The sequence below is a fragment of the Streptomyces sp. NPDC006476 genome (assembly GCF_040612015.1).
GTDB classification, from domain to species: domain Bacteria; phylum Actinomycetota; class Actinomycetes; order Streptomycetales; family Streptomycetaceae; genus Streptomyces; species Streptomyces griseorubiginosus_B.
On sequence record NZ_JBEXPK010000064.1, the window covers coordinates 13,202 to 36,576 of the forward strand.

21 protein-coding genes are annotated in these 23,375 nt (G+C 71.1%); 11 read left to right on the forward strand and 10 right to left on the reverse strand.

The window, feature by feature from the left end; translation table 11 throughout:
- Window positions 1-13 precede the first annotated feature (13 nt).
- From ABZZ74_RS41740 to ABZZ74_RS41765, 6 genes are read right to left on the reverse strand one after another with little or no spacing between them, the layout of a single operon-like run.
- Window positions 14-1,114: an XdhC/CoxI family protein gene (locus ABZZ74_RS41740; RefSeq protein WP_356949360.1), complete on the reverse strand. Its 1,101-nt coding sequence runs from the start codon at window positions 1,112-1,114 to the stop codon at window positions 14-16.
- Complete coding sequence (locus ABZZ74_RS41745) at window positions 1,107-2,345, reverse strand: VWA domain-containing protein (protein WP_356949361.1); 1,239 nt, start codon at window positions 2,343-2,345, stop codon at window positions 1,107-1,109. Before ABZZ74_RS41745 ends, ABZZ74_RS41740 begins: the two co-directional genes overlap by 8 nt.
- Window positions 2,342-3,226 (reverse strand): MoxR family ATPase, encoded by an 885-nt coding sequence (locus ABZZ74_RS41750; RefSeq protein ID WP_356949387.1) that lies wholly within the window; start codon window positions 3,224-3,226, stop codon window positions 2,342-2,344. The genes ABZZ74_RS41745 and ABZZ74_RS41750 overlap by 4 nt, the downstream gene beginning before the upstream one ends.
- A gap of 6 nt (window positions 3,227-3,232) precedes the next feature.
- Window positions 3,233-4,087 (reverse strand): xanthine dehydrogenase family protein subunit M, encoded by an 855-nt coding sequence (locus ABZZ74_RS41755; RefSeq protein WP_356949362.1) that lies wholly within the window; start codon window positions 4,085-4,087, stop codon window positions 3,233-3,235.
- Window positions 4,084-6,444, reverse strand: coding sequence for a molybdopterin cofactor-binding domain-containing protein (locus ABZZ74_RS41760; protein WP_356949363.1), 2,361 nt, complete (start codon window positions 6,442-6,444; stop codon window positions 4,084-4,086). Before ABZZ74_RS41760 ends, ABZZ74_RS41755 begins: the two co-directional genes overlap by 4 nt.
- Window positions 6,441-6,911, reverse strand: coding sequence for a (2Fe-2S)-binding protein (locus ABZZ74_RS41765; protein WP_356949364.1), 471 nt, complete (start codon window positions 6,909-6,911; stop codon window positions 6,441-6,443). Before ABZZ74_RS41765 ends, ABZZ74_RS41760 begins: the two co-directional genes overlap by 4 nt.
- Window positions 6,912-7,137: 226 nt before the next feature.
- On the opposite strand from ABZZ74_RS41765, the gene ABZZ74_RS41770 reads away from it, so the two are divergent.
- Together ABZZ74_RS41770 and ABZZ74_RS41775 are read left to right on the forward strand one after the other, a co-directional pair.
- A complete protein-coding gene (locus tag ABZZ74_RS41770; protein ID WP_356949365.1) occupies window positions 7,138-9,171 on the forward strand; it encodes a translation factor GTPase family protein in 2,034 nt (677 codons plus the stop codon).
- 93 nt (window positions 9,172-9,264) lie between these two features.
- A complete protein-coding gene (locus ABZZ74_RS41775) occupies window positions 9,265-11,124 on the forward strand; it encodes a cellulase family glycosylhydrolase (protein WP_356949366.1) in 1,860 nt (619 codons plus the stop codon).
- Window positions 11,125-11,285: 161 nt separating this feature from the next.
- Here ABZZ74_RS41775 and ABZZ74_RS41780 read toward each other — a convergent pair whose 3' ends face one another.
- Window positions 11,286-12,530, reverse strand: coding sequence for a YncE family protein (locus tag ABZZ74_RS41780; protein ID WP_356949367.1), 1,245 nt, complete (start codon window positions 12,528-12,530; stop codon window positions 11,286-11,288).
- 182 nt (window positions 12,531-12,712) lie between these two features.
- Here ABZZ74_RS41780 and ABZZ74_RS41785 point away from each other — a divergent pair, with 182 nt between their 5' ends.
- From ABZZ74_RS41785 to hypA, 9 genes are all read left to right on the forward strand, one after another.
- The gene (locus ABZZ74_RS41785) at window positions 12,713-13,375 is read left to right on the forward strand and encodes a TetR/AcrR family transcriptional regulator (protein ID WP_356949368.1); all 663 of its coding nucleotides are present in this window, start codon (window positions 12,713-12,715) and stop codon (window positions 13,373-13,375) included.
- A gap of 1,036 nt (window positions 13,376-14,411) precedes the next feature.
- On the forward strand, window positions 14,412-15,944 hold the full coding sequence (locus ABZZ74_RS41790; protein WP_356949369.1) for a hypothetical protein: 1,533 nt from the start codon (window positions 14,412-14,414) through the stop codon (window positions 15,942-15,944).
- 1 nt (window position 15,945) lies between these two features.
- On the forward strand, window positions 15,946-17,034 hold the full coding sequence (locus tag ABZZ74_RS41795) for a hydrogenase expression protein HypE (protein WP_356949370.1): 1,089 nt from the start codon (window positions 15,946-15,948) through the stop codon (window positions 17,032-17,034).
- Between the two features lie 62 nt (window positions 17,035-17,096).
- Window positions 17,097-18,890: a nickel-dependent hydrogenase large subunit gene (locus ABZZ74_RS41800; RefSeq protein WP_356949371.1), complete on the forward strand. Its 1,794-nt coding sequence runs from the start codon at window positions 17,097-17,099 to the stop codon at window positions 18,888-18,890.
- Window positions 18,883-19,434, forward strand: coding sequence for a NifU family protein (locus tag ABZZ74_RS41805; RefSeq protein WP_356949372.1), 552 nt, complete (start codon window positions 18,883-18,885; stop codon window positions 19,432-19,434). The genes ABZZ74_RS41800 and ABZZ74_RS41805 overlap by 8 nt, the downstream gene beginning before the upstream one ends.
- On the forward strand, window positions 19,431-20,027 hold the full coding sequence (locus ABZZ74_RS41810; protein WP_356949373.1) for a DUF5947 family protein: 597 nt from the start codon (window positions 19,431-19,433) through the stop codon (window positions 20,025-20,027). The genes ABZZ74_RS41805 and ABZZ74_RS41810 overlap by 4 nt, the downstream gene beginning before the upstream one ends.
- A gap of 41 nt (window positions 20,028-20,068) precedes the next feature.
- Window positions 20,069-20,275 carry a hypothetical protein gene (locus tag ABZZ74_RS41815; protein WP_356949374.1) on the forward strand — a complete coding sequence of 69 codons (207 nt, stop codon included), beginning with the start codon at window positions 20,069-20,071 and terminating at the stop codon, window positions 20,273-20,275.
- 19 nt (window positions 20,276-20,294) lie between these two features.
- Window positions 20,295-20,480: a hypothetical protein gene (locus tag ABZZ74_RS41820; RefSeq protein ID WP_356949375.1), complete on the forward strand. Its 186-nt coding sequence runs from the start codon at window positions 20,295-20,297 to the stop codon at window positions 20,478-20,480.
- 7 nt (window positions 20,481-20,487) lie between these two features.
- Window positions 20,488-20,835, forward strand: a complete 348-nt coding sequence (gene hypA / locus ABZZ74_RS41825) for a hydrogenase maturation nickel metallochaperone HypA (protein WP_356949376.1) — start codon at window positions 20,488-20,490, stop codon at window positions 20,833-20,835.
- 59 nt (window positions 20,836-20,894) lie between these two features.
- On the opposite strand, the gene hypE is transcribed toward hypA, so the two are convergent.
- Genes hypE through ABZZ74_RS41840 form a run of 3 tightly spaced genes read right to left on the reverse strand, consistent with a single transcriptional unit; the run spans window position 20,895 to window position 23,375 of the window.
- A complete protein-coding gene (gene hypE, locus ABZZ74_RS41830) occupies window positions 20,895-21,962 on the reverse strand; it encodes a hydrogenase expression/formation protein HypE (RefSeq protein WP_356949377.1) in 1,068 nt (355 codons plus the stop codon).
- Window positions 21,955-23,097 carry a hydrogenase formation protein HypD gene (hypD, locus tag ABZZ74_RS41835; protein WP_356949378.1) on the reverse strand — a complete coding sequence of 381 codons (1,143 nt, stop codon included), beginning with the start codon at window positions 23,095-23,097 and terminating at the stop codon, window positions 21,955-21,957. The genes hypE and hypD overlap by 8 nt, the downstream gene beginning before the upstream one ends.
- Window positions 23,094-23,375 carry a HypC/HybG/HupF family hydrogenase formation chaperone gene (locus tag ABZZ74_RS41840; RefSeq protein ID WP_356949379.1) on the reverse strand — a complete coding sequence of 94 codons (282 nt, stop codon included), beginning with the start codon at window positions 23,373-23,375 and terminating at the stop codon, window positions 23,094-23,096. Before ABZZ74_RS41840 ends, hypD begins: the two co-directional genes overlap by 4 nt.

The window sequence follows — 23,375 nt, forward strand, 5'->3', positions numbered from 1 at the left end:
CCTCCAACGGGCGTTACGTCGACGGATGGATGGCCCCTCCGGTGGCCGCCAGCGGAGCCCCGGTGCCGCCCCAGCGCAGGGCGACGATCTCCGCGGCGACGGACACGGCGACCTCCTCGGGCGTCCGGGCCCCGAGGTCGAGGCCGACCGGTGAGCGCAGCCGGGCCAGCTCGGCCTCGGTGAGCCCGGCGTCGACCAGGCGTTTCATGCGGTCGTCGTGGGTACGGCGGCTGCCCATCGCCCCGATGTACGCGGCCGGGCGGCGCAGCGCCTCCTCCAGCAGCGGCACGTCGAACTTGGGGTCGTGGGTGAGCACGCAGATCACCGTGCGCTCGTCGGTGTCGGTGCCGCGCAGATAGCGGTGCGGCCAGTCGACGACCACCTCCACGGCGTCCGGGAAGCGCTTGGGGGTGGCGAACACCGGACGGGCGTCGCAGACGGTGACCCGGTAGCCGAGGAAGCTGCCGATGCGGGCGACCGCGGCCGCGTAGTCGATCGCGCCGAAGACCAGCATGCGCGGGGGCGGCGCGAAGGAGTGCAGGAACACGGTGACGTTGTCCTCGCGGCGTTCGCCGTGCGGGCCGTAGTGACGCAACCCCGTGGCGCCGAGGGCGAGTTCGCCGCGCGCGTCGGCGGTGACGGCCACGTCCAGACCGGTCGAGCCCAGCGTGCCGGAGACCTCCTCCGGCCAGACGGCGAGCGTCGCGCCGACGGCCGCAGGCCCGTCCGTCACCGTCGCCAGCGTCACGGGACGGCCCGCCTCGACGGACTCGGCGACGGCCGCGAAGGCCGGGTCGGTCTCCCGCGTCACCGGCCGGACCAGCAGGGTGATCTCACCGCCGCAGGTCAGCCCGACGGCGAACGCGTCCTCGTCGCTGTAGCCGAACGTCTCGAGACGCGCCTCGCCGCTCTCCACGACCTCCTTGGCGAGCTCGAACACCGCGCCCTCGACACAGCCCCCGGAGACACTGCCCACGACCTCGTCCCCGGGCCCGACCGCCATGGCGGCGCCGGGATCGCGGGGGGCGCTGCGGCTGACGCCGACGACCGTGGCGAGCCCGAAGGGGACCCGCGCCGCGTACCACTCGCTGAGTGTCGGCAGGATCTCACGCACGGTCCGCTCCTTCCCTCGGGGCCCGCTCGGCCCCTCGTACCACCGCCGCGAGTCGCTCCAGGGCCGCCAGGCTGTGCCCCTCGACGAACGCGTCCACGCTCGGCAGCGCCGCCGCCATCCCCGCCGCGAGCGGCGCGTAACCGGGCCGCGCCTTGCGGGGGTTGGCCCAGACCACCCGGTGCGCCAGCCGGTGCAGCCGGCGCATCTGGGCGCCCAGCAGCTCCGGGGCGCCCCGCTCCCACCCGTCCGACAGCAGCACCACGACCGCGCCGCGCGCCATGCCCCGCTGCCCCCAGCGGTCGAGGAACTCCCGCAACAGCTCCCCGAGCCGGGTACCCCCGCGCCAGTCGGGCACCGCCTCGGCGAGCGCGCTCATCGCCAGGTCGGGGTCACGGTGGGACAGCTCGCGCGTCACCCGGGTCAGCCGCGTGCCGATGGTGAAGACCTCCGTGCGGCTGCCTCGGGCGGCCGCGTGCGCGAAGCGCAGCAGGGCGTCTGCGTACGGCGCCATCGAACCGCTGACGTCCACGAGGAGCACCACCCGCCGGGGCCGCTCCGCCCGGCTGTGCCGCCGCAGGCGGGCCGGCTCGCCGCCGCGTCGCAGCAGCTCACGCACCGTCCGGTGGGGATCGACCTCACCGCGCCGGGCGGGCCGTCGCCGCGCGCTGCGCCGCGTCTCGCCGGGCAGGGTGAACGCGGCGAGCAGCCGGCGCAGTTGCTCGCGCTCGGCGGAGCCGAGCTCGGCGACGTCGCGGTGACGCAGGACCTCGGTGGAGCTGGCGAGGGCGGCGGAGGGCGGGGCGTCGTGGTGCTCGTCCCGCGCGGCGGTGCCGGGCGCGGGGCCCTCCCGTACGACGAGCCGCAGCCGGGGCGGGGGAGTGGTGGGCGCGGTCCGCCCGGCGCGCGGAGCCTCACCGAAGTAGGCGGCGAACACCCGCTCGTAACGCTCCAGGTCGTCGTGGCCGCCGCACAGCGTCAGCCGCCCCGCCCAGTACACGTCCGCCCGCATCCCGGGCCGCAGCTCGTCCACCGCGCGCAGGAACGTGTGCACGCGCTCGGCGCTCGCGTCGACACCGGCGGCGCGCAGGGCACGGGCGAAGCCGAGCAGAGCGGCGTCGGCCCCGGGACGCGCCGACGCGTCCCGCGGCTGCGGGGCGCGAGCCGGCCCACCGTGCCCGCCGCCCGTCACCCGCCCCGCGCCGCCCGAGCCCGTGCCGTCCACGGCCCTCACGCCCCCCGGGCCGCGAGCACCGACGCCAGGTCCAGGCCCCGCGCCCGCTCCGCGTCCTCCCGGTACTTCAGCACCGAGCCCAGCGTCGCCACCGCCAGCTCCGCGTCCACCTCCGTCGCGCCCAGGGCGTCCAGGGCCTGCGCCCAGTCGATGGTCTCCGCGACGCCCGGGGGCTTGAGCAGGTCCTGCGAGCGCAGCGCCTGCACCAGGGCGGTCACCTGTTCCGCCAGCCGGACCGAGACCCCGGGCAACCGCCGCCGCACGATGGCGAGTTCGCGGGCGAAGCCGGGATGGTCGAACCAGTGGTACAGACAGCGCCGCTTGAGCGCGTCGTGCACCTCGCGGGTGCGGTTGGAGGTCAGGACGACCACCGGAGGGACCTCGGCACGCAGCGTCCCCAGCTCCGGGATGGTCACCGAGAACTCCGACAGCAGCTCGAGCAGGAATGCCTCGAACTCGTCGTCCGCCCGGTCGATCTCGTCCACCAGCAGCACCGACGGATTGGTCTCCAGCGCCTTGAGCAGCGGCCGGGCGACCAGGAAGCGCCGGTCGTACAGCTCGCTCTCCAGCCGGTCCGCGTCCCGCACGCCCGCCGCCTCGGCCGCCCGCAGATGCAGCAGCTGACGGGGGAAGTCCCAGTCGTACAGGGCCTGCGAGGCGTCGATGCCCTCGTGGCACTGCAGCCGGATCAGCGGGGCGTCCAGCGCCTCGGCGAGGGCGGAGGCGAGCGCGGTCTTGCCGACGCCCGCGTCGCCCTCGCAGAAGATCGGCCGGTGCAGCCGCAGGGCCAGGAAACAGGCGAGGGCCAGTCCGTCGTCGACGAGGTACCCCGTCGCCTCCAGACGGGCCCGCACCTGGTCCGGGCCGCTGATCTCACCGATCGCCGTTCACCCCATTCCGGCGGCGGCCAGCACCGCGCGCCGGGTGAGCACCCGGGCCAGATGCTCCCGGTACTCGGGCGAGGCCGCGGTGTCCTGCGCCGGATGCGTGCCCTCCGCCGCCGACTCCACGGCCCGCGCCACCGACCCGGTGTCCCCGGCGCCGGTCAGGGCCGCCTCGGCCGCCGTGGCGCGCAGCGGGGTCGCGCCCATGTTGGTCAGGCCGATGCGGGCCTCGGCGATGTGCCCGTCGTCGCGCCGCACCAGCGCGGCCACGCCGACGGTCGCCCAGGACTGCGCCACCGGGTGGAACTTCTCGTAGTGGAAGCCCCAGCCGTCCGCCTTCGGCAGCCGCACCTCCACCAGGAGCTCGTCGGGTTCGAGGGCGGACTGCAGATAGTCGACGAAGAAGTCGCCGGCCGCGACGGTGCGTCGCCCGCGCGGCCCCTGGGCCACCAGTTCGCCGCCCAGCGCCAGGATCACCGCGGGCAGGTCCCCGGCCGGATCGGCGTGCGCCAGCGAACCGCCCAGGGTGCCCCGGTGCCGTACGGCCGGGTCCGCGACCGTCGCCGTGGCGGCCGCCAGCAGGCCCGCGTGGCGGCGGACCAGCGGGTCGGTGACCACGTCGTGGTGCGTGGTCATCGCGCCGATGACCAGCGTGTCGCCGTCCTCGCGTACCCCACGCAGCTCCGGGATGCGGCCCACGTCCACGACCAACTCGGGGAAGGCCAGCCGCAGCCTCAGCAGCGGCAGCAGGCTCTGCCCGCCGGCCAGCACCTTGGCCTCCTCGCCGGCCTCGGCGAGGGTGCGCACCGCCTCGTCGACGGAGGCCGGACGGGCGTATTCGAACGCCGGAGGAATCATGACCGGGCCTCCCTCACCGCTCGCCACACCCGTTCGGGCGTACAGGGCATCCGGACGTCGTGCACGCCCAGCGGTCGCAGGGCGTCCACGATCGCGTTGACGACCGCAGGCGTGGACGCGATGGTCCCCGCCTCGCCGACTCCCTTGACGCCCAGGGGATTCGAGGTCGCCGGCGTCTCCGTCCGCTCGGTCACGAATTCGGGCAGGTCCGCCGCCGAGGGCACCAGGTAGTCGGCCATCGTGCCGGTGACCAGGTTGCCCTCGTCGTCGTAGACGGCCTCCTCGAACAGCGCCTGCGCGATGCCCTGCGCGAGCCCGCCGTGCACCTGGCCCTCGACGATCATCGGGTTGACCACCCGGCCGACGTCGTCCACGCAGACGTACGACCTGATCTTCGTCTGCCCGGTCTCCGTGTCGACCTCGACCGCGCACAGATGGGTGCCGTGCGGGTAGGAGAAGTTGTCCGGGTCGACCAGGTGTTCGGCGTTGATGGTGGGCTCCATGCCGTCCGGCAGGTCGTGCGAGGTGAACGTCTCGAACGCGACCTCCTGGATCGTCTTACGGGCCTCCGGGGAACCCTTCACGGAGAAGACGCCGTCCGCGAAGTCCAGGTCCTGCTCGCTCGCCTCCAGCAGGTGCGCGGCGATCTTCCGGGCCTTCGCCACCACTTTCTGCGCCGCGTGGTGCACGGCCGCCCCGCCCACGACCAGGGACCGCGAGCCGTAGGTGTCCATGCCCTGCGGCGCTGCCTTGGTGTCGCCGTGCACGACCTCGACGTCCTCGAAGGGCACCCCGAGCACGTCCGCGGCGATCTGGCTCCAGGAGGTGACATGGCCCTGCCCGTGCGGACTGGTGCCGGTCACCACCTCGACCTTGCCTGTGGGCAGCATCCGGATGGTCGCCGCCTCCCAGCCGCCGGCCGCGTACCGCAGATCGCGCAGCACCCGGCTCGGGGCGAGCCCGCACATCTCGGTGTACGTCGAGACACCGATCCCGAGCCGGACCGTGTCCCCGCGCGCGGTGCGGTCGGCCTGCTCGGCGCGCAGCTTGTCGTACTCGAACAGGGCGAGCGCCTTGCCGGTGGCCGCCTCGTAGTTGCCGCTGTCGTAGGTCAGACCGGCGATCGTGGTGTACGGGAACTCCTCGTGCCCGATCCAGTTCCGCCGCCGCAACTCCACCGGATCCAGGCCGACTTCGGCCGCCAGCTCGTCCATGATCCGTTCGATGGCGTACGTCGCCTCGGGGCGTCCGGCGCCGCGGTAGGCGTCGGTGGGCGTGCGGGTGGTGAAGACGCCGGTGCAGGTGAAGTCGTAGGAGTCCATCTTGTAGATCGCCGGGTACATGAACGCGCCCAGGATCGGGATGCCCGGGGTGACGAGCATCAGGTACGCGCCCATGTCGGTCAGCAGGTCGACCTTGAGGCCGAGGAGCCTGCCGTCGCGCATCGCGGCGATCTCGACGTCCTGGATCATGCCGCGGCCGTGGTGGGTGGCGAGGTAGCCCTCGGAGCGGGACTCCGTCCACTTCACCGGGCGGCCGATGCGCCGCGCCACGGCGAGCGCGATGGCCTCCTCGCCGTACACCTGCAGTTTGGAGCCGAAGCCGCCGCCCACGTCGGGGGCGATCACCCGCAGCTTGTGCTCGGGGATCCCGGTGACGACCGCCAGCATGATCCGCAGGATGTGCGGGATCTGGGTGGACGAGTACAGCGTGTACTCGCCGGACGCGGCGAGCGGGGTGACGACGACCGCGCGCGGCTCCATCGCGTTGGGGATGAGCCGCTGGTGGACGTAGCGGCGCTTGACGGTCACCTCCGCGCGCTGCCGTACGGACTCGAAGTCCTCGCCGGTCTTCAGCGGCCAGACGTAGGAGCGGTTGGTGCCCTTGTCGGAGTGGACCAGCGGGGAGCCCTCGGCGAGCGCGGCCTCCAGGTCGAGCACCGGGGGCAGCGGCTCGTAGTCGACCTCGATCGCCTCCAGGGCGTCGGCGGCCGCGTACCGGTCACGGGCGACCACGACCGCCACCGGGTCGCCCGCGTAGCGCACCTCGTCGACCGCGATCGGCGGGTGGTCGGGCAGCACGATGTCCTCGGTGACGGGCCAGGCGCAGGGGAGGGAACCGAGTCCGTCGAGGTCGCGTCCGCTGAACGCGGCGACGACGCCCGGGCGTTCGAGGGCGGGGGAGACGTCGACCCGCTCGATGCGGGCGTGGGCCATGGGGCTGCGCAGGATCGCCAGATGGAGCAGTCCGTTGACGCTGATGTTGTCGGTCCAGTTGGTCTGGCCGGTGATCAGCCGGGCGTCCTCCTTGCGGGGCCGGGAGCGGCCGACCTCGGATTCGACGGCCTGATCGGTCATGTCGTCACCTCCTGACCGGAGGCGGCCATCACGGCCCGCACGATGTTCTGGTAGCCGGTGCAGCGGCACAGATTGCCCTCCAGGGCGTGCCGCACCTCGTCCGACGAGGGGTGGGGGTTCTCCCGCAGCAGATCGCGGGCCGCCATCAGCATGCCGGGGGTGCAGTAGCCGCACTGCAGCCCGTGCTTCTCGTGGAACGCCTTCTGCAGCTCGGTCCACTCGCCGTCGCGGGCCAGCCCCTGGACGGTGGTGACCTCGCCCCCGTCCGCCTGCACCGCGAGGACCGAGCAGCTCTTCACGCTCACACCGTCCAGGTCCACCGTGCAGGCCCCGCAGTTGGAGGTGTCGCAGCCGATGGGGGTGCCGGTCAGGCCCAGGCGGTCACGCAGGTAGTGGATCAGCAGGAGACGGGGTTCCACCTCGTCCTGGTATGTCGTGCCGTCCACTTTCACCGAGATACGGGTCATCTGCCCTCCCAGGAGACGGGGCGTGATGTAGGTCACTCTAGGACCGTCGCGGGGAGGGGGCGAGTGCTGCGCCGGGTTCGTTGAGCGTTAATCCATTGCTGTCGGCGGCGGCCGTCTGCTGCACTTCACGGGTACCTGTCACCGCACGTCCCAGGAGCAGCAATGCGAGCACCGCTCATGTCCGCCCAGGAAGGAACGATCCCCTCGTCGAAGGGCATGACGCTTCGTGCACCTGCTCAACCTCGGAATTCTCGCCCATGTCGACGCCGGTAAGACCAGCCTGACCGAGCGGCTGCTGCACTCGGTCGGAGTGATCGACGAGATCGGCAGCGTCGACGCCGGCAGCACCCGGACCGACACCCTCGCGCTCGAACGGCAGCGCGGTATCACCATCAAGTCCGCCGTCGTCTCGTTCCCGATCGACGACGTCACGGTCAACCTCATCGACACACCCGGCCACCCGGACTTCATCGCCGAGGTGGAACGCGTCCTCGGCGTCCTCGACGGCGCCGTCCTCGTCGTCTCCGCGGTGGAGGGAGTCCAGGCCCAGACGCGGGTCCTGATGCGGACCCTGCGACGGCTGCGCATCCCGACCCTGCTGTTCGTCAACAAGATCGACCGCCGCGGGGCGCGCTACGACGGCGTGCTGCGCGCGATCGCCCAGCGGCTGACGCCGGCGATCGTGCCGATGGGGACGGTTGAGGGGTTGGGGGCGGCGGGTGCCCGGGTTGTGGCTGGGCTGGGAGCGGGGGCGCTCGAAGTGCTGGCGGAGCATGATGAGGAGCTGCTGGCGACGTATGTGGAGGGCAGTGGTATGTCACATGCCACTCAGCGCTCCACTGCTATGTCACATACCACTGAGAATTTCAGTGGTGTGTCACATGCCACCCTCCACGCCGCCCTCACCGCCCAGACCCGCCAATCCCTCGTCCACCCCGTCTACTTCGGCTCCGCCATCACCGGCGCCGGCATCGACGCCCTCGTCAACGGCATCAAGGAGCTCCTCCCCACGTCCGACGGCGACCCCGGCGGCCCGCTCTCCGCCACCGTGTTCAAGGTCGAGCGGGGTCCGGCGGGGGAGAAGGTGGCGTACGCCCGCCTCTTCTCCGGCACCCTGCGCACCCGTGACCGCGTCCCCTTCGGCGAGGCCCGCCAGGAGGGCAGGATCACCGCGATCAGTGTCTTCGATCACGGCACCGACGCCCGCGCGGACGCCGTCCCCGCCGGACGCATCGCCCGGCTGTGGGGTCTCGCGGACATCCGGATCGGCGACGCGATCGGCGAACCCCGCAAGGCGTACGAGCACGTCTTCGCGCCGCCGACCCTGGAGACGGTGGTCGTCCCGGGCCCGGACACCAACCGGCGCGCACTTCATGTCGCGCTCACCCAGCTCGCCGAGCAGGACCCGCTCATCGACCTGCGCCACGACGAGGTGCGACAGGAGATCTCCGTGTCCCTGTACGGCGAGGTGCAGAAGGAGGTCATCCAGTCGACCCTCGCCGACGAGTACGGACTCGATGTCGGCTTCCGTGAGACCACCCCCATCTGCGTCGAGCGGCCGGTCGGCTCGGGCTCGGCGGTGGAGTTCAACAAGAAGGACCCGAACCCGTTCCTGGCCACCGTCGGCCTGCGCGTCGATCCCGCGCCGACCGGAGCGGGCGTCGACTTCCGCCTGGAGGTGGAGCTCGGCTCCATGCCGTACGCCTTCTTCAAGGCGGTCGAGGACACCGTGCGCGAGACCCTCGGTCAGGGCCTGCACGGCTGGCAGGTCACCGACTGCACCGTGACCATGACCCACTCGGGTTACTCGCCCCGGCAGAGCCACGCCCACCAGGGCTTCGACAAGAGCATGTCGAGCACCGGCGCCGACTTCCGCGGGGTCACCCCGCTCGTGCTGATCGAGGCGCTGCGCCGGGCGGGGACGCGGGTGTACGAGCCCCTGCACCGCTTCCGGATCGAGGCCCCGGCCGACACGCTGGGCGCGCTGCTGCCGGTGCTGGCCGCGCTGCGGGCCGTGCCGCGGACGACGGTGACGCGGGGTGCCGGCTGCGTCCTGGACGGTACGGTCCCGGCCGGCCGGGTGCACGAGCTGGAGCGACGGCTGCCCGGACTCACCCGTGGCGAGGGCGAGTTGGAGACCGCGTTCGACCACTACGCACCGATCACCCAGGGAACCGTTCCCCAACGCCCGCGCACCGACCACAACCCCCTCGACCGCAAGGAGTACCTGTTGAACGTGACGCGTCGAGTGGGGAGGTGAGGCTGCAGAGGGAGAACGTACCCGAAAATCCTGAAACTTACTCAAGAGTCAGAAGTATTGACGGTGTCCGGAAATCCCCGGACTGTAGTGGACATGCCGAATATCCGGACACGTCTGCTCGTTGTGCTGGTTGTCCTCTTCGGATCCCTGGCGATGGCGGGCGTGCCGTCCCCCTCCGCCACCACCACCGTCCCCGACTCCCTCTGGTTCGACGGATCGACCCTGGCCGTGCAGAACGGCAGGTTCGTCGACGGCAACGGCCGCGAGATCGTCCTGCGCGGCTACAACGTCTCCGGCGAGACCAAGCTGGAGGAGAACAGCGGTCTGCCCTTCGCCTCGGTCGCCGACGCGAAGAAGTCGGCCACGGCGCTGCGGGCGCTGGGCGGCGGCAACTCGGTCCGCTTCCTGCTGTCCTGGGCCCACGCGGAGCCCACCCGGGGCACGGTCGACACCACCTACCTGGCCGCCGTCACCGACCAGATGCGGGCCTTCCTGGACGCGGGCATCCGGGTCTACCCGGACTTCCACCAGGACCTCTACTCCCGCTACCTGTTCAACTCCGGCAGCTGGTACACCGGTGACGGCGCTCCCAAGTGGGCCGTGGAACTGGGCGGTTACCCCCAGGAGTCCTGTGGGATCTGCCTGTTCTGGGGCCAGAACATCACCCAGAACCAGGCCGTGACCAAGGCCCAGTACGACTTCTGGCACAACACCTACGGTCTGCAGGACTTCTTCCTCGACACCGCGCAGAAGACCATGGCGTACGTCCAACAGCACGTGACCGACGAGGAGTTCGCGGGAGTCGTCGGCTTCGACCCGTACAACGAGCCGTACGCGGGCAGCTACGACTCGGGCCAGAGCAGCCGCACCTGGGAGCAGAACCTGCTGTGGCCCTTCTATCAGAAGTTCCGGGCCCGGATGGACGCGGCCGGCTGGCAGGGCAAGCCCGCCTTCGTCGAGCCGAACCTCTTCTGGAACTCCAACATCAGCTCCCAGAAGCAGGAGGGCGGTCTTCTCGACGCGGGCACGCTCGGTCCGCGGTACGTCTTCAACACCCACTTCTACGACCAGAAGGCCATCTCCGGGATCCTGATGTGGGGCAACGCGTCCGACGGCCAGTACGCGACGGACTTCTCCGCCGTCCGTGACCGTGCCTCGGCCGCCGGAACGGCCGCCGTGGTCAGCGAGTTCGGGCATCCGCTGTCCGGCACGGTCTCCGGCAAGGCCCCGACCGTCGACAAGGCGATGTACCAGGCCCTCGACTCCCGTCTGCCGGGCGCGAGTTGGTGGAGCAACCCGGCCGCCTCCGGATCGGTGCTCTCCGGCAACCAGTGGCAGTGGGACATTTACAACGGACGCCACCACGAGCTGATGAACGACAACCCGGACAAGGTGCAGACGTCCGGCGACGCCTGGAACGACGAGGACCTCTCGGTGGCCAGGCTCGACGGCTCGGGAGCTGTGACGCTCCGTCAGGACGCCCGGCTTCTCGACCGCGTCTACCCGAGCGCCACGGCCGGCACCACCCTCGCGTTCACCTACGAGGACCGCTCACGCGACGGCTCGACGACCCTCACCTGGAACCCGGTGCCGAGCTCACTGCCGAACGTGTCCCAGCTGGTCGGCTCCGGCCAGTACGGGCTGCTCGTATGGCGTTCGGGCTCCGGAACCGCGCCCACCGAACTGCACCTCCCCGCCTCCATCCCGACCGCCACGACCACCGTGGTCTCCGACCTCGGCACGGTGTACGGCCCCCCGGCCTACACGACGTCGACACCGGTCGCCGCGGCCCCCGAACCGGGCGGCACGGGCAGCCGCCGTCTGCTGCTCACCGACTCCGACTCGGGCGTCCTGCACTACGCCCTGGTGACCAACGGCGCGACCTCCCCCTCGGCGAGCCTCCTCGCCGCGGCGAAGTCCGAACTGGCGGCCTGGGCGACGTCCCACTTCTGACCGGAACCGATGATCCGGGTGGGCGCCTGGCCGGGCCCTCTCCGACCCGCCCGCCCGGCACTTCACGACGGCCTTGCCGCCCCCGCACGTGGGTGGTGAGGGGGCTCGTCCGGCAACAGGACGGCGCCGGACCTCGTTGGTCCGGCGCCGTCACCCGGAGGTCAGCTCGTGGGGCCGGTCCAGTCGGCCAGGACATGCCCGAGCCGCACCCGCTGCGGGTGGTCGCCGACCGGCACGGACAGCACCTTCTGGCCCGTGGCGAAGTCGATCGCGGTGACCTGGTCGGCGCCGCTCTCGGAGATGATGCAGTCCTTGCCGTCACCGCTCACGGTCGCCCAGTACGGGGTCGACGCCGTGACGAGCGGGCCCTCCTGGAGGGTGGCCCGGTCGACGACGGTGGCGTAGTTGTCCATCGTCCCGGCGACGCACAGCTTGGTGCCGTCGGGGCTCATCGAGATGCCGTGGTGGCGCGAGTCCAGCAGCCAGGTGGTGCGGTCGGTGCTGGTTGCCGGGTTCGCCGGCAGCGTCTTCACCCGGGTGATCTTGTCGGTGGCGATGTCGTACTCCAGGAAGCCGTTGAAGAACGACACCTGGAAGTACATCTTCGACCAGTCCGGCGTGAACGCGGCCGGTCGCACCGCGTCGGAGAAGTCCTTCAGTCCGATCGCGTCGAGGCGGTCACGCATGTCGATCGTCTTGACCGTCTTGTACGTGGTGGCGTCGACGACGGTGATGTGCCGGTCGCCCTTCGTCCAGTCCCAGGCGGGGTCGTCGAGGGAGGTGGTGACCTCGCCGATCGCCATGTTCCAGATGTACTTGCCGCCGTTGGTGAAGACGTTCTCGTGCGGCTTGTCACCGGTGGCGAACTCGCCGAGTTCCTTGCCGGTGTTGATGTCCAGCACCTGCACCTTGTTGGCGGTGGAGGCGGACACCGCCACCCGGGTGCCGTCGGGGGAGACGGCCATGTGGTCGGCGCGGTAACCGGCCACCGGGAAACGCCAGTTGATCTTGTCGGTGGCGAGGTCGATGGAGACGACGTCGGCGAAGCTGGGCCGGGAGACGACCACGGACCTGCCGTCCGGCGTGGAGTACATGTCGTCGACGTACTGGTCGTGGCCCTGCCCCACCTCGTTGCGGATGGCCGTGTAGTAGATCCACTTGATGGGGTCGGCGTTGATCTCGGCGATGCGCTGCGCCTTGTCGGGAACGACGTTGATCTCCCCGACCTTGGCGAAGTCGCCGGAGGACTTGAGGACGGTCGCGGTGCCGTCCCAGTTGTTCCCCACGAACAGCACCTCGCGCAGCGCGGCGGCGGAATCCGCGGTGGCGGCGGTCGCGGGGGCGGCGACGGTCAGGACGAGGGCGGCGGCTACGGAGCAAAGGTGCCTGGATCTGATGGCAGGCATGAGTGCTCTCTCCTCTGTGGACGGGGCGTGGGCGTGATGCGGGCATGCCAATGGAATCGACGGTCGAATCTGAAAAGGAGCGCGTTCAGACTCTTACTTACTGGAAAGTAAGGAGCGGGCACCCTTCTCCACAAGACTGCGTACACGACAAAATCGAGGGATCACGTAACGAGGGAGGCTCAGTGGCGGGCAGGCTCAGGGCGCCGACCGGGCGATACGGCGGCAAGACCGCCGAGCAGCGGCAGGCCGAGCGGCACAGGAGATTCCTGGACGCCGCGCTCGAACTCTTCGGTGCCGACCCCGGATACCGGGCCACCACCGTCGCGGCGCTCAGCGAGGCCGCGGGGCTGTCGACCCGTCAGTTCTACGAGGAGTTCCGCACCCTCGAGGATGTGCTCGCGGCGCTGCATCTGCAGGTCAACGCCTGGGCGGAGGAGGCGGTGCTGGCCGCGTTCGCCGAGGCGGAGGGCCGGCCGATCGCCGAGCGGGTCACCGCGATCTTCCGGGCCTACGCGGCGAACGTCACCGGCGATCCGCGCCGGATCCGCATCACCTTCGTCGAGATCATCGGCGTCAGTCCGCGGCTGGAGGAGCAGCGCCTGGACCGCCGTTCCCGCTGGGTGGACCTCATCTGCGCCGAGGCGGAGGCGGCCGCCGCGCGGGGGGAGGCGGCCCGACGCGACTACCGCATCGCCGCGACCGCCTTCATCGGCAGCGTCAACGGCCTGCTCCACGACTGGAGCGCGGGCTGGGTGAAGGCGACGCTGGACGAGGTGGTCGACGAACTGGTCCGCCAGCTACTGGCGATACTCCAGCCCCCGGGCTGGAAACCACCGGACGCGTGAGGGGCGGGACACCGGCAGGCGGTGACGCCGCCTGTGTTTGCGGGTGGGTGCTTGCGAGGCGGTGACGTCGGCTGGTTGCGGCGTGCGGTGCCGCGAAGCTGTGCCGACTGTGACGTCGGTCGGGCCTCTGACGTCGGTCGGGCTCTCTGCCCAGCGCGGTCGTCTGAACCAGCCGCTGCCCCGACGCTCGCTGCCCTTAAGGCCTATGCCCCCCGAACCGCAGATCGGCCCACGGCACACCCGTGGAGATGGCTGGGAGGGCCGTGTCGTCCCGTGCCTCCTCCGCCCAGTTGCTGCCTCCCAGGGCCTGCCGTAGCTCCGGGCTCTGCGTCCCGGCCTTCGTCGCCCGCGCCCACTGTCAGGCCCTATGGCTAAGCCGTCGACGCACGGGTCCTGCCGCCCCTCAGGTGCCCCACCTTTCGCCGTCGGTCGGCAGCAGACACTCCCGTCGTGACACCGGTCAGGACCTGGGCCGTCGCGCGCGCAGTTCGGCCAGGCTCTCCGCCCCTGTCACCGCCCCCACACCTGCCGTTCCGGCTGTCTTCCCCAGATCTGCCGCTCCCGAGCCCTCCGCCCGCCCGTCCTCTCCGTGGCGCCCCGGGCCCAGGGCGCGGCCGCCGCTCCAGCCCAGCCGTCCTAGGCCTGCCGTCCCCAGGCCTTCGCTCCAGCCCAGCCCTCCCCAGCCCTCCCCAGCCCAGCCGTCCCCAGGCCTTCGCCCCGGCCGTTGTCCTCAGATCCGTCACCTCCACGCTCCCCGCCCACCCGCCGTTCCCCGGGCTTGCCAGCCCCCAGGCCCCACCAGCCCGCCGTCGCTCCAGGTCGGCCGACCTGAGGGCTGCTCCCGGTCCCGGCGCCCTCAACCGCACGCACTCCGCCCTTCCCTTCGTACGCCAGCCGTCTGGCCGCCTGGACAACCCGGTCACGCCGCGTGATCCCTCCAACGGCTCAACAACGTCGTGCCGCAGGAGGCGGAGATGTGTGAGCGGTGTGACCTTGGTGGGAGGCATGGGACTGCACATGGAGTCGAGGAGGCGCGATGGCGGACGGATCGGTCGTGGGCGGCAGGGCGGCGTCCGCTGTCACGACGGGCGCCACGGAACCGACTCCCGACCGGACCCTGGACGCCTTCGAGGAACTGGGCGCCGTGGCCGACGCGGTTCTCTACGAGGGCTACCTGTTGTATCCGTACAGGCGCTCGTCGGCCAAGAACCGCGTCCGGTGGCAGTTCGGGGTGCTGTTCCCCAAGGACTGGGTGGAGCGGGACGGCCCCGTCGTCCCCGGCGTGTCCGGCTCCGCCGACTCCTGGTACCAGCAGACCGAGTGCCTGCTGAGGATCCGCCGGCCCGACGCGCTGCTGAGGGTGCGCCTTCGGTACCTGCAGATGCAGCGCAAGCAGGTGGAGGCGGCCGACGCCGATGGTGGACACCGCGCCGTCGAGTCGCTGCCCGCCGATGACGGCACGGTGCACCTGACCTTCGACGAGGCCGTGCCGTGCGAGGCGGACATCGTCATTCCGGTGGACGACCTCCTCGACGCCGAACACACCGTTGCGACGGGAGCCGCGGCCGGTATCGACATCGAGGTACTGCCGCGGGACGCCGGGCGGGTGGTCCGCCGTCGCGAGGAGCTGCGGGCGAGTACCACCGTCAGTGCCGAGCGGCTGGGGCAGAACCTCTGCCGCCTCCGCGTCCGAACCGTCAACTCCGGCCCCGCGCCTGATCCGCGGGCGTCACGCGACGAGGTGTTGCGCCGCGCGCTCATCGCCGCCCACACCCTCATCGGCGGTGACGGCGTCGAGTTCGCCTCACTGATCGATCCGCCCAAGGGCCTGCGCTCTCACGCGGACGCGTGCCGCAACGAATTCGCCTTCCCCGTCCTCGGCGGCGAACCGGCAGGCGAGACCCCCGCCGGCGCGGGCGCCGTCGGACACGTCCTGCTGGCCTCGCCGATCATCCTTCCCGACCACCCCCAGGTGGCCCCAGAGAGCCCCGGCGACCTGCACGACGCGGGTGAGATCGACGAGATCCTCACCCTGCGCACGATGTTGCTGACCGACGAGGAGAAGCGCGAGGCACGCGCCACCGATCCGCGGGCCGCCGCGATTCTCGACCGGGTCGACACCATGCCCCGCGAGGTCTTCGAACGGTTGCACGGCGCCATCCGCTCCCTGTCCCCGGTCACCCCGCCGGCCCCGTCCACCTCACCCGCCGGACGTGCCGCCTGGTGGCAGGAGGGCGCCGATGACGGTCTCTCCCCGTCCACCGACACGGTGCTCGTCGACGGCGTGCTCCTGGGCGGCGGCAGCCGCGTCCGGCTTCGCCCGCGACGCCGGGGCGCCGACGCGCAGGACATGTTCCTGGACGGGCGGAGTGCCGAGGTGGCCGCCGTCTTCCACGACGTGGACGGCAGCGTCCACCTCGCCGTCACCCTCGACGACGATCCCGCGGCCGAACTGCACAGCTGGTACGGCCGGTTCCACTACTTCCGTCCCGACGAACTCGAACCACTCGAACCATTCACCCACGTGAGCCCGACCGACTCCGACACCCCCCGCAGCGGAGGCCGTTGACATGACAACCCACAGCAGCACCACCGAGGTCAGCGGCGAACCCGACCGCGCCGAGGACCGGCAGGGCTTCGACGAGATCCACATCCTCTGGATCTCCGAGGGCATGAGCTGCGACGGCGACACCGTCTCGCTGACGGCCGCCGACCAGCCCTCCATCGAGGACCTCGTGCTCGGCCTGATCCCGGGCCTGCCGAAAGTGAACCTGGTCAACAAGGTGCTCTCACCGAGCCTGGGCGGCGAGGACTTCCTCGCCCCCTACCGGGCGGCCGCACGCGGCGAACTGGCCCCGTTCATCCTCGTCATCGAGGGTTCGATCCCCAACCAGAACATCATCAAGGGCGACGGCTACTGGACGTCCTTCGGCAACGACCCGGAGACCGGTGAGCCGCAGACCCTGAACTGGTGGATCGACCAACTCGCCCCCAAGGCCTGGGCGGTGGTGGCCGCCGGCACCTGTGCCACCTTCGGCGGCATCCACGCGATGGCCGGCAACCCGACCGGCTGCATGGGCCTCGCGGACTACCTGGGCTGGGACTTCAGGTCCCAGGGCGGCCTGCCCGTGGTGAACGTACCCGGCTGCCCGATCCAGCCCGAGAACTTCATGGAGACCCTGATCTGGGTCCTCTACCACGCCGCCGGATCCGCCCCGCCGCCCCCACTGGACCACATGCTGCGTCCGCAGTGGCTGTTCGGGAAGACGGTCCACGAGGGCTGTGACCGCGGCTCGTACTACGAGCAGGGCACCTTCGCCAAGGACTACAACTCACCCAAGTGCCTGGTGAAGACGGGCTGTTGGGGGCCGGTGGTCAACTGCAACGTCCCCAAGCGCGGCTGGATGGCCGGCATCGGCGGCTGTCCGAACGTCGGCGGCATCTGCATCGGCTGCACGATGCCCGGCTTCCCCGACGCGTTCATGCCGTTCATGGACGAGCCGCCCGGCGGAACCCTGTCCTCCATGATCGTCAAACCGTACGGCGCCGTCATCCGCCGGCTGCGCGGCTTCACCAACGAGCTGGTGAACCACGAACCCAGATGGCGTCACAACAAGCGGAAGCTGACCAGCGGTTACGACCCCTACTGGCGGCCCTGACACCGCGCGAGACCACCCACCACGGACCGACGCAGCACCGACAGCAAGGGGCAGAAACAGCGATGACCACAACCGAGTCCCGGCCCACGGGACGCAAGCCGCCGCAGCTCGTGGACATGTCCTGGGACCCGATCACCCGCATCATCGGCAACCTGGGCATCTACACGAAGATCGACTTCGCCAACCGGGAAGTCGTGGAGTGCCACAGCACCTCGTCGCTGTTCCGCGGCTACTCGGTGTTCATGAAGGGCAAGGACCCGCGCGACGCGGGCTTCATCACCTCGCGCATCTGCGGTATCTGCGGCGACAACCACACCACCTGCTCCGACTACGCGCAGCAGATGGCCTACGGGGTCAAGCCGCCGAGGCTCGCCGAGCACATCGTCAACCTCGGCGAGGCGGCCGAGTACATGTTCGATCACACGATCTTCCAGGACAACCTGGTGTTCGTGGACTTCTGCGAGGCCATGGTCAAGGCCACCAACCCCGGAGTGCTGGCCCGCGCCGAGCGCACCGACGCGCCCCGCGGCGACATCCACGGCTACCGGACCATCGCCGACATCATGAAGGCCTTCAACCCCTTCGAGGGCGAGGTCTACAAGGAGGCCCTGAAGGTCAGCCGGGTCACCCGCGAGATGTTCTGCCTGATGGAGGGGCGGCACGTCCACCCGTCCACGCTGTATCCCGGCGGCGTCGGCACTTTGCCGCAGCCGACCGTCTTCACCGACTACCTCAGCCGGCTCATGCGGGTCATCGACTTCGTCAAGAAGGCCGTCGCCATGAACGACGACGTCTTCGACTTCTTCTACGAGGCGCTGCCCGGCTACGAGCAGGTCGGCAACCGCCGTATCCTGCTGGGCTGTTGGGGAGCCTTCCAGGACCCCGACGTCGTCGACTACCGCTACGAGAACATGAACGCCTGGGGCAAGGCGATGTACGTGACTCCCGGCATCGTCGTCGACGGGCAGCTGGTCACCAACAACCTCGTCGACATCAACCTCGGACTGCGCATCATGCTGGGCAGCTCCTACTACGAGGACTGGGTGAACGAGCAGCCCTTCGTGACCCACGACCCGCTCGGCAACCCGGTCGACATGCGTCACCCCTGGAACCAGACCACCGTGCCGGTGCCGCAGAAGCGCGACTTCGCCGACAAGTACAGCTGGGTGATGAGCCCGCGCTGGTACGACCGCCGCACCGGAGACCACCTCGCTCTGGACACCGGCGGCGGCCCGCTCGCCCGGCTCTGGTCGACCGCGCTGAGCGGCCTCGTCGACACCCCGTACGTCAAGGCCACCGGCAACAGCGTGCGCATCTCGCTGCCCAAGGGCGAGTCGCTGCCGGAGACGACCCTGGAGTGGCGCATCCCGAAGTGGAGCAACACCATCGAACGGGACCGCGCCCGGCCGTACTTCGTCGCCTACGCGGCCGCCATGGCCCTGCAGTTCCTGGAAGAGGCCATGGGCCTGGTGCGCGCGGGCGACACCAAGGTGTTCGAGAACTTCGAGGTGCCCGACGAGGCCATCGGCTGCGGCTTCCACGAGGCGGTACGCGGTGTCCTCTCCCACCACCTGGTGATCAAGGACAAGAAGATCGCCAACTACCACCCGTACCCACCCACCCCGTGGAACGCCAGCCCCCGCGACAAGTTCGGCACCCCCGGCCCGTACGAGGACGCCGTCCAGGGCCAGCCCATCTTCGAGGAGAACGGGCCCGACGACTTCAAGGGTGTCGACATCATGCGCACCGTTCGCAGCTTCGACCCCTGTCTGCCGTGCGGGGTGCACATGTACGTCGGCAAGGGCAAGACGCTGACCACCCTGCACTCGCCGACCTACGGCGCGAACCATGGCTGAGGCCGGGGCCGTGGAACGGCTCGCCGACCCGGCGGTGGAATCCCGGCTCGCCCGCCTCGACCAGCTGCTGGAAGGGCTCGAGTCCGCCCCGGGCCCGGCCACCCGCTCCGCGATCGAGGCGGTTCGGCTGCTCACCGAGGTCTACGGCGAGGCGCTGGCCCGGGTCATGGACCACGCGGACGCGCGGCTGTCCGAACGCCTGGCCGACGACGAGTTGCTGGGCCACCTCCTGGTGCTGCACGGGAGCCACCCGGAGCCCGTCGAGCGCCGGGCGGCCCGCGCGGTCGAGCGGCTGCGGCCCGCCGTCCAAGAACGCGGCGGCGACGTGGAGTGGGCCGGCGTGGACGGGGAGGTGGGCCGCGTGCGGCTGACGACCGGCGGCTGCGGCTCCGGGTGCGGCGGCGGCACGAGCGACGTGACCGCCGCGGTCCAGGAGGCGGTGCTCGCCGTGGCTCCGGAGCTGACGGCGGTGGAACCGGTGCCGGTCACGGCGCCCGCCGCCTTCGTACCACTGACCACGCTCACCCACCGGGGCTCACCGTGAGCAAGGACGGCGCCCTGGCCCGCCTCATCCGCTCCTCCGCCGACGGCACGGCGGAGCCCGAGGCAGAACGGTGCGACCTGTGCGCCGCGCCGGTCGCCGACGAGCACCCGCACCTCTACGACACCGCGGACGACCAGGTGTGCTGCGCCTGCGGCCCCTGCTCGGTGCTGTTCGCCGACGGTGGTGCCGGGGACGGACGCTATCGGCTCGTCCCCCGCAGGCGGATCCGCCTGCCCCGGGTGGACACTGATGTCCTGGGCGTGCCCGTCGGCCTGGTCTTCTTCGTGCCCCGGTCCGACGGCACGGTCACCGCCGAGGGCCCGAGCCCGGCCGGAGCCATGCGCTGGGAGGTCGACGCCGAGGCCTGGCAGCGGCTGGCCGCGGAGTGTCCGCGGCTCGCGTCCATGGAACCCGACGTGGAGGCACTGCTCGTGAACACCGTCCACGGCAACGACCACCACTGGATCGTCCCCGTCGACGACTGCTACCGGATGGTCGCGGTCGTACGCCGCGAATGGCGGGGCCTGTCCGGCGGCGGCCGGATCTGGCCCGCCGTCGACCGGTTCTTCGAGGACCTCACCGAGCGGCCATGAGCCCGCACTCCGCTGCGCGGAGGCGAGGAAGGAGAGCATCCATGGGCAGCATCAGAGTCGGCCGAGCCCAGGCCAAGCCCGACTCGACCGGGCACGTGCCCGGCATGCACCAGGGCAACATCGGGCCGTACGACCACCAGACCGGGCATCACGAGGACGGCACCGCCGACGCGCGCCGCTCCACCGGGATCCATTGGAAACGGCACGACGCCCTGCTGGACGTCATGCCGAACATCCCGCCGGGATGAGGAACAGCAGGGAGACGGAATGAAGGTGCAACGAAGCGGGAGCGCACAGGACGGGACGTCGGGACGGCGGTTGCTGATGGCCGAGGCCGTCCTGGCCGGCGCGGTGGCCCTGGCGGTGCTCGTCCGGGAGTTCCCGAGCGTGCGGCGCGAGATGCGGATCTACCGGATGGCCGGCGGCCTGCGCGCGGGCCACCGGTATCCGTGAGCCGGCCGTGCACGAACTGTCGATCGCGACCGCGATCATCGAGCGGGCCGACGAACTGGCCCGGGCGGACGGGACGGACGCGGTCGCGTCGGTGACCGTGCGGGTCGGCGAGCTGTCGGGAGTCGTCCCCGACGCGCTCGACTTCGCCTTCGAGGTGGCCCGCGACGGCACTTCCCTCGCCGCTGCCCGGCTCGTGGTCGAGCAGGTCCCCGCGCAGGCCTACTGTGGCCCGTGCGCCGAGGAGTTCCCGGTGGGCATGCCGCCGTTCTTCTGGTGCCCGCGCTGCGACCAACCCTCCGCCGAGCTGCGCAGCGGCCGGGAACTGGAGATCACCGGGATCGAGGCCCGGAGCTGACACGAGCGGGGCCCCGCCGACACCCATGAGGGTCGGTGGGGCCCCGCTCGTGTCCGGGGTCAGCAGATGCGCGGCAACTGCTCACCGAGCGGCAGGTCCACCACCCGGGTGCCGCCGAGTCCCGTCGCCACCACGACCATGCCGGGGTGGTCGGCGACACACTCACCGATCAGCGTGGCCCCGGCGCCCTGCGGGTGGGCGCGCATCGCCGCGAGGACGGCCTCCGCCTCCGTCGGCGGCACGAAGGCGACCAGCCGGCCCTCGTTGGCGACGTAGAGCGGATCGAGCCCCAGGAAACCGCAGGCGTTCGCGACCGCGTCCGGCACCGGAATGGCCCGCTCGGTAAGTCGGACACCGGTTCCGGAAGCGCGGGCGATCTCGTTGAGGGACGCGGCCAGACCTCCGCGGGTAGGGTCGCGCAGGACATGGATGTCCGGGGTGACCGCCAGCATGGACGCGACCAGGTCCGCCAGCGGCGCGGTGTCGCTGGCCAGCTCGACCCCGAACTCCAGCCCGTCCCGGACGCTCATGATCGCCACCCCGTGCAGGCCGATCGGCCCGCTGACGATGACGGCGTCACCGGGCCGCGCCCGCTGGGGCCGGATGTCCACCCCGTCCGGGACGAGCCCGACCCCGGCGGTGGTGACGTACACGCCGTCGCCGTGCCCCGACTCCACCACCTTGGTGTCGCCCGTGGCGATGGTGACGTCGGCGGTCTCGGCCGCGGCACCCATGGCGCGCGCGATCCGTTCGACGACGGTCAGCTCCACGCCCTCTTCCAGGACGAAGGCGGCTGACAGGTAGGCGGGCCTGGCTCCGCTCATCGCCAGGTCGTTGACGGTGCCGTTGACCGCCAGGTCACCGAGACTGCCGCCGGGGAAGAACAGCGGCCTGACCACGTAGGAGTCGGTGGAGAACGCCAGTCTGGCGCTGCCCAGTTCGAGGACGGCGGAGTCGGCGAGGCCGGCCAGGGTGGCGTTGCCGTACGCGGGGACGAAGACCTGTTCCATCAGCTCGGCCGACAGTGCTCCGCCCCCGCCGTGCCCCATGACCACGACGGGCTGGTCGCGCAGGGGGGCCGGGCAGGTCCAGTTCGCGGGGTCGACGGTTTCGACGAGATCAGCCAACGGGGTTCATCTCCTTGCCCGCCGCCCCGGCAGCCTGGGGCGTCGCGGCGTTCATCCGGCGGTACAGGTAGTACGCGGCGCAGGCGCCCTCGCTGGAGACCATGGTGGCGCCGAGCGGGGTGCGCGGGGTGCAGGTGGTGCCGAAGGCCGCGCACTCGGTGGGCTTGATCAGGCCCTGGAGCACCTCGCCCGCGCGGCACTCGGCGGGTTCCTCGGTGCGGATGTCGGTGACCTGGAAGCGGTGCTCGGCGTCGTACGCGCGAAACGCCTCGGTCAGCCGCCAGCCGCTGTCGGGGATGGGCCCGATGCCGCGCCAGTTGCGGTCGGTGACCTCGAACACCTCCTCGATCATGCGTACGGCGGCGGGGTTGCCGTCCTCGCGCACGGCACGTGGGTAGGCGTTCTCCACCCGGTGCTCCCCGCGCTCCAGCTGACGCACCGCGCGGCGGATGCCCTCGAGGATGTCGAGCGGTTCGAAGCCGGTCACCACGAGCGGTACGCCGAACCGCTCGGCCAGCCGCGGGTACTCGGCCGTGCCCATCACGCTGCACACGTGCCCGGCGGCGAGGAAGCCCTGCACCCGGCAGGACGGCGACGTCATGATGGCCTCGACGGCCGGGGGCACCCGGACATGCGACACCAGGAGGCTGAAGTTGGTCAGGCCCAGACGGCGCGCCTGGTGCACGGCCATGGCGTTGGCGGGGGCCGTGGTCTCGAAGCCGATGGCGAAGAACACCACTTCCCGCTGCGGGTTGCGGCGGGCGAGCTCCAGGGCGTCGAGCGGTGAGTAGACCACCCGTACGTCGCCGCCCTCGCCCTTGACACGGAACAGGTCCCGGCCGGTGCCCGGCACCCGGAGCATGTCACCGAAGGAGCAGAAGATCACCTCGGGACGCGAGGCGATCTCCAGCGCCTTGTCGATGACGTCCAGCGGGGTGACGCACACCGGACAGCCGGGGCCGTGGATCAACTCCACCTGTTCGGGCAGGAGTTGGTCGATGCCATGGCGGATGATGGAGTGGGTCTGGCCGCCGCACACCTCCATCAGGGCCCAGGGTCGGGTGACGGTGGAGCGGATCTCGTCCAGCAGCCGCCGGGCGAGGTCCGGGTCGTTGAACTCGTCGATGTACTTCACGCGGTTCCCGCCTCCTTCGCCGCCTGTTCCCAGGCGTCACCGAACTCCTCCTCCAGCAGCCCCAGTTCCTCGAAGAGCTTCAGGGAGGCCAGGGCCGATTCCTCGTCCAGTCGCTGGAGTGCGAACCCGACGTGGACGATGACGTACTCACCCACCCGCACGTCCGACACGTACTCCAGGCACGCCTGCTTCTGCACACCGCCGAAGTCGATCAGCCCGGTGAGCGGGTCGGCACTGTCGTCGATCGAGACGACCTTGCCGGGCACTGCCAAACACAT

Coding starts and splice junctions, on each gene's coding strand:
- ABZZ74_RS41840 (WP_356949379.1), bottom strand. CDS start 23,375: ATGTGTTTGGCAGTGCCCGGCAAGGTCGTCTCGATCGACGACAGTGCC.
- ABZZ74_RS41760 (WP_356949363.1), bottom strand. CDS start 6,444: ATGACCGATCAGGCCGTCGAATCCGAGGTCGGCCGCTCCCGGCCCCGC.
- ABZZ74_RS41755 (WP_356949362.1), bottom strand. CDS start 4,087: ATGATTCCTCCGGCGTTCGAATACGCCCGTCCGGCCTCCGTCGACGAG.
- ABZZ74_RS41775 (WP_356949366.1), top strand. CDS start 9,265: ATGCCGAATATCCGGACACGTCTGCTCGTTGTGCTGGTTGTCCTCTTC.
- ABZZ74_RS41820 (WP_356949375.1), top strand. CDS start 20,295: ATGAAGGTGCAACGAAGCGGGAGCGCACAGGACGGGACGTCGGGACGG.
- ABZZ74_RS41815 (WP_356949374.1), top strand. CDS start 20,069: ATGGGCAGCATCAGAGTCGGCCGAGCCCAGGCCAAGCCCGACTCGACC.
- ABZZ74_RS41790 (WP_356949369.1), top strand. CDS start 14,412: ATGGCGGACGGATCGGTCGTGGGCGGCAGGGCGGCGTCCGCTGTCACG.
- ABZZ74_RS41795 (WP_356949370.1), top strand. CDS start 15,946: ATGACAACCCACAGCAGCACCACCGAGGTCAGCGGCGAACCCGACCGC.
- ABZZ74_RS41765 (WP_356949364.1), bottom strand. CDS start 6,911: ATGACCCGTATCTCGGTGAAAGTGGACGGCACGACATACCAGGACGAG.
- ABZZ74_RS41800 (WP_356949371.1), top strand. CDS start 17,097: ATGACCACAACCGAGTCCCGGCCCACGGGACGCAAGCCGCCGCAGCTC.
- ABZZ74_RS41805 (WP_356949372.1), top strand. CDS start 18,883: ATGGCTGAGGCCGGGGCCGTGGAACGGCTCGCCGACCCGGCGGTGGAA.
- ABZZ74_RS41780 (WP_356949367.1), bottom strand. CDS start 12,530: ATGCCTGCCATCAGATCCAGGCACCTTTGCTCCGTAGCCGCCGCCCTC.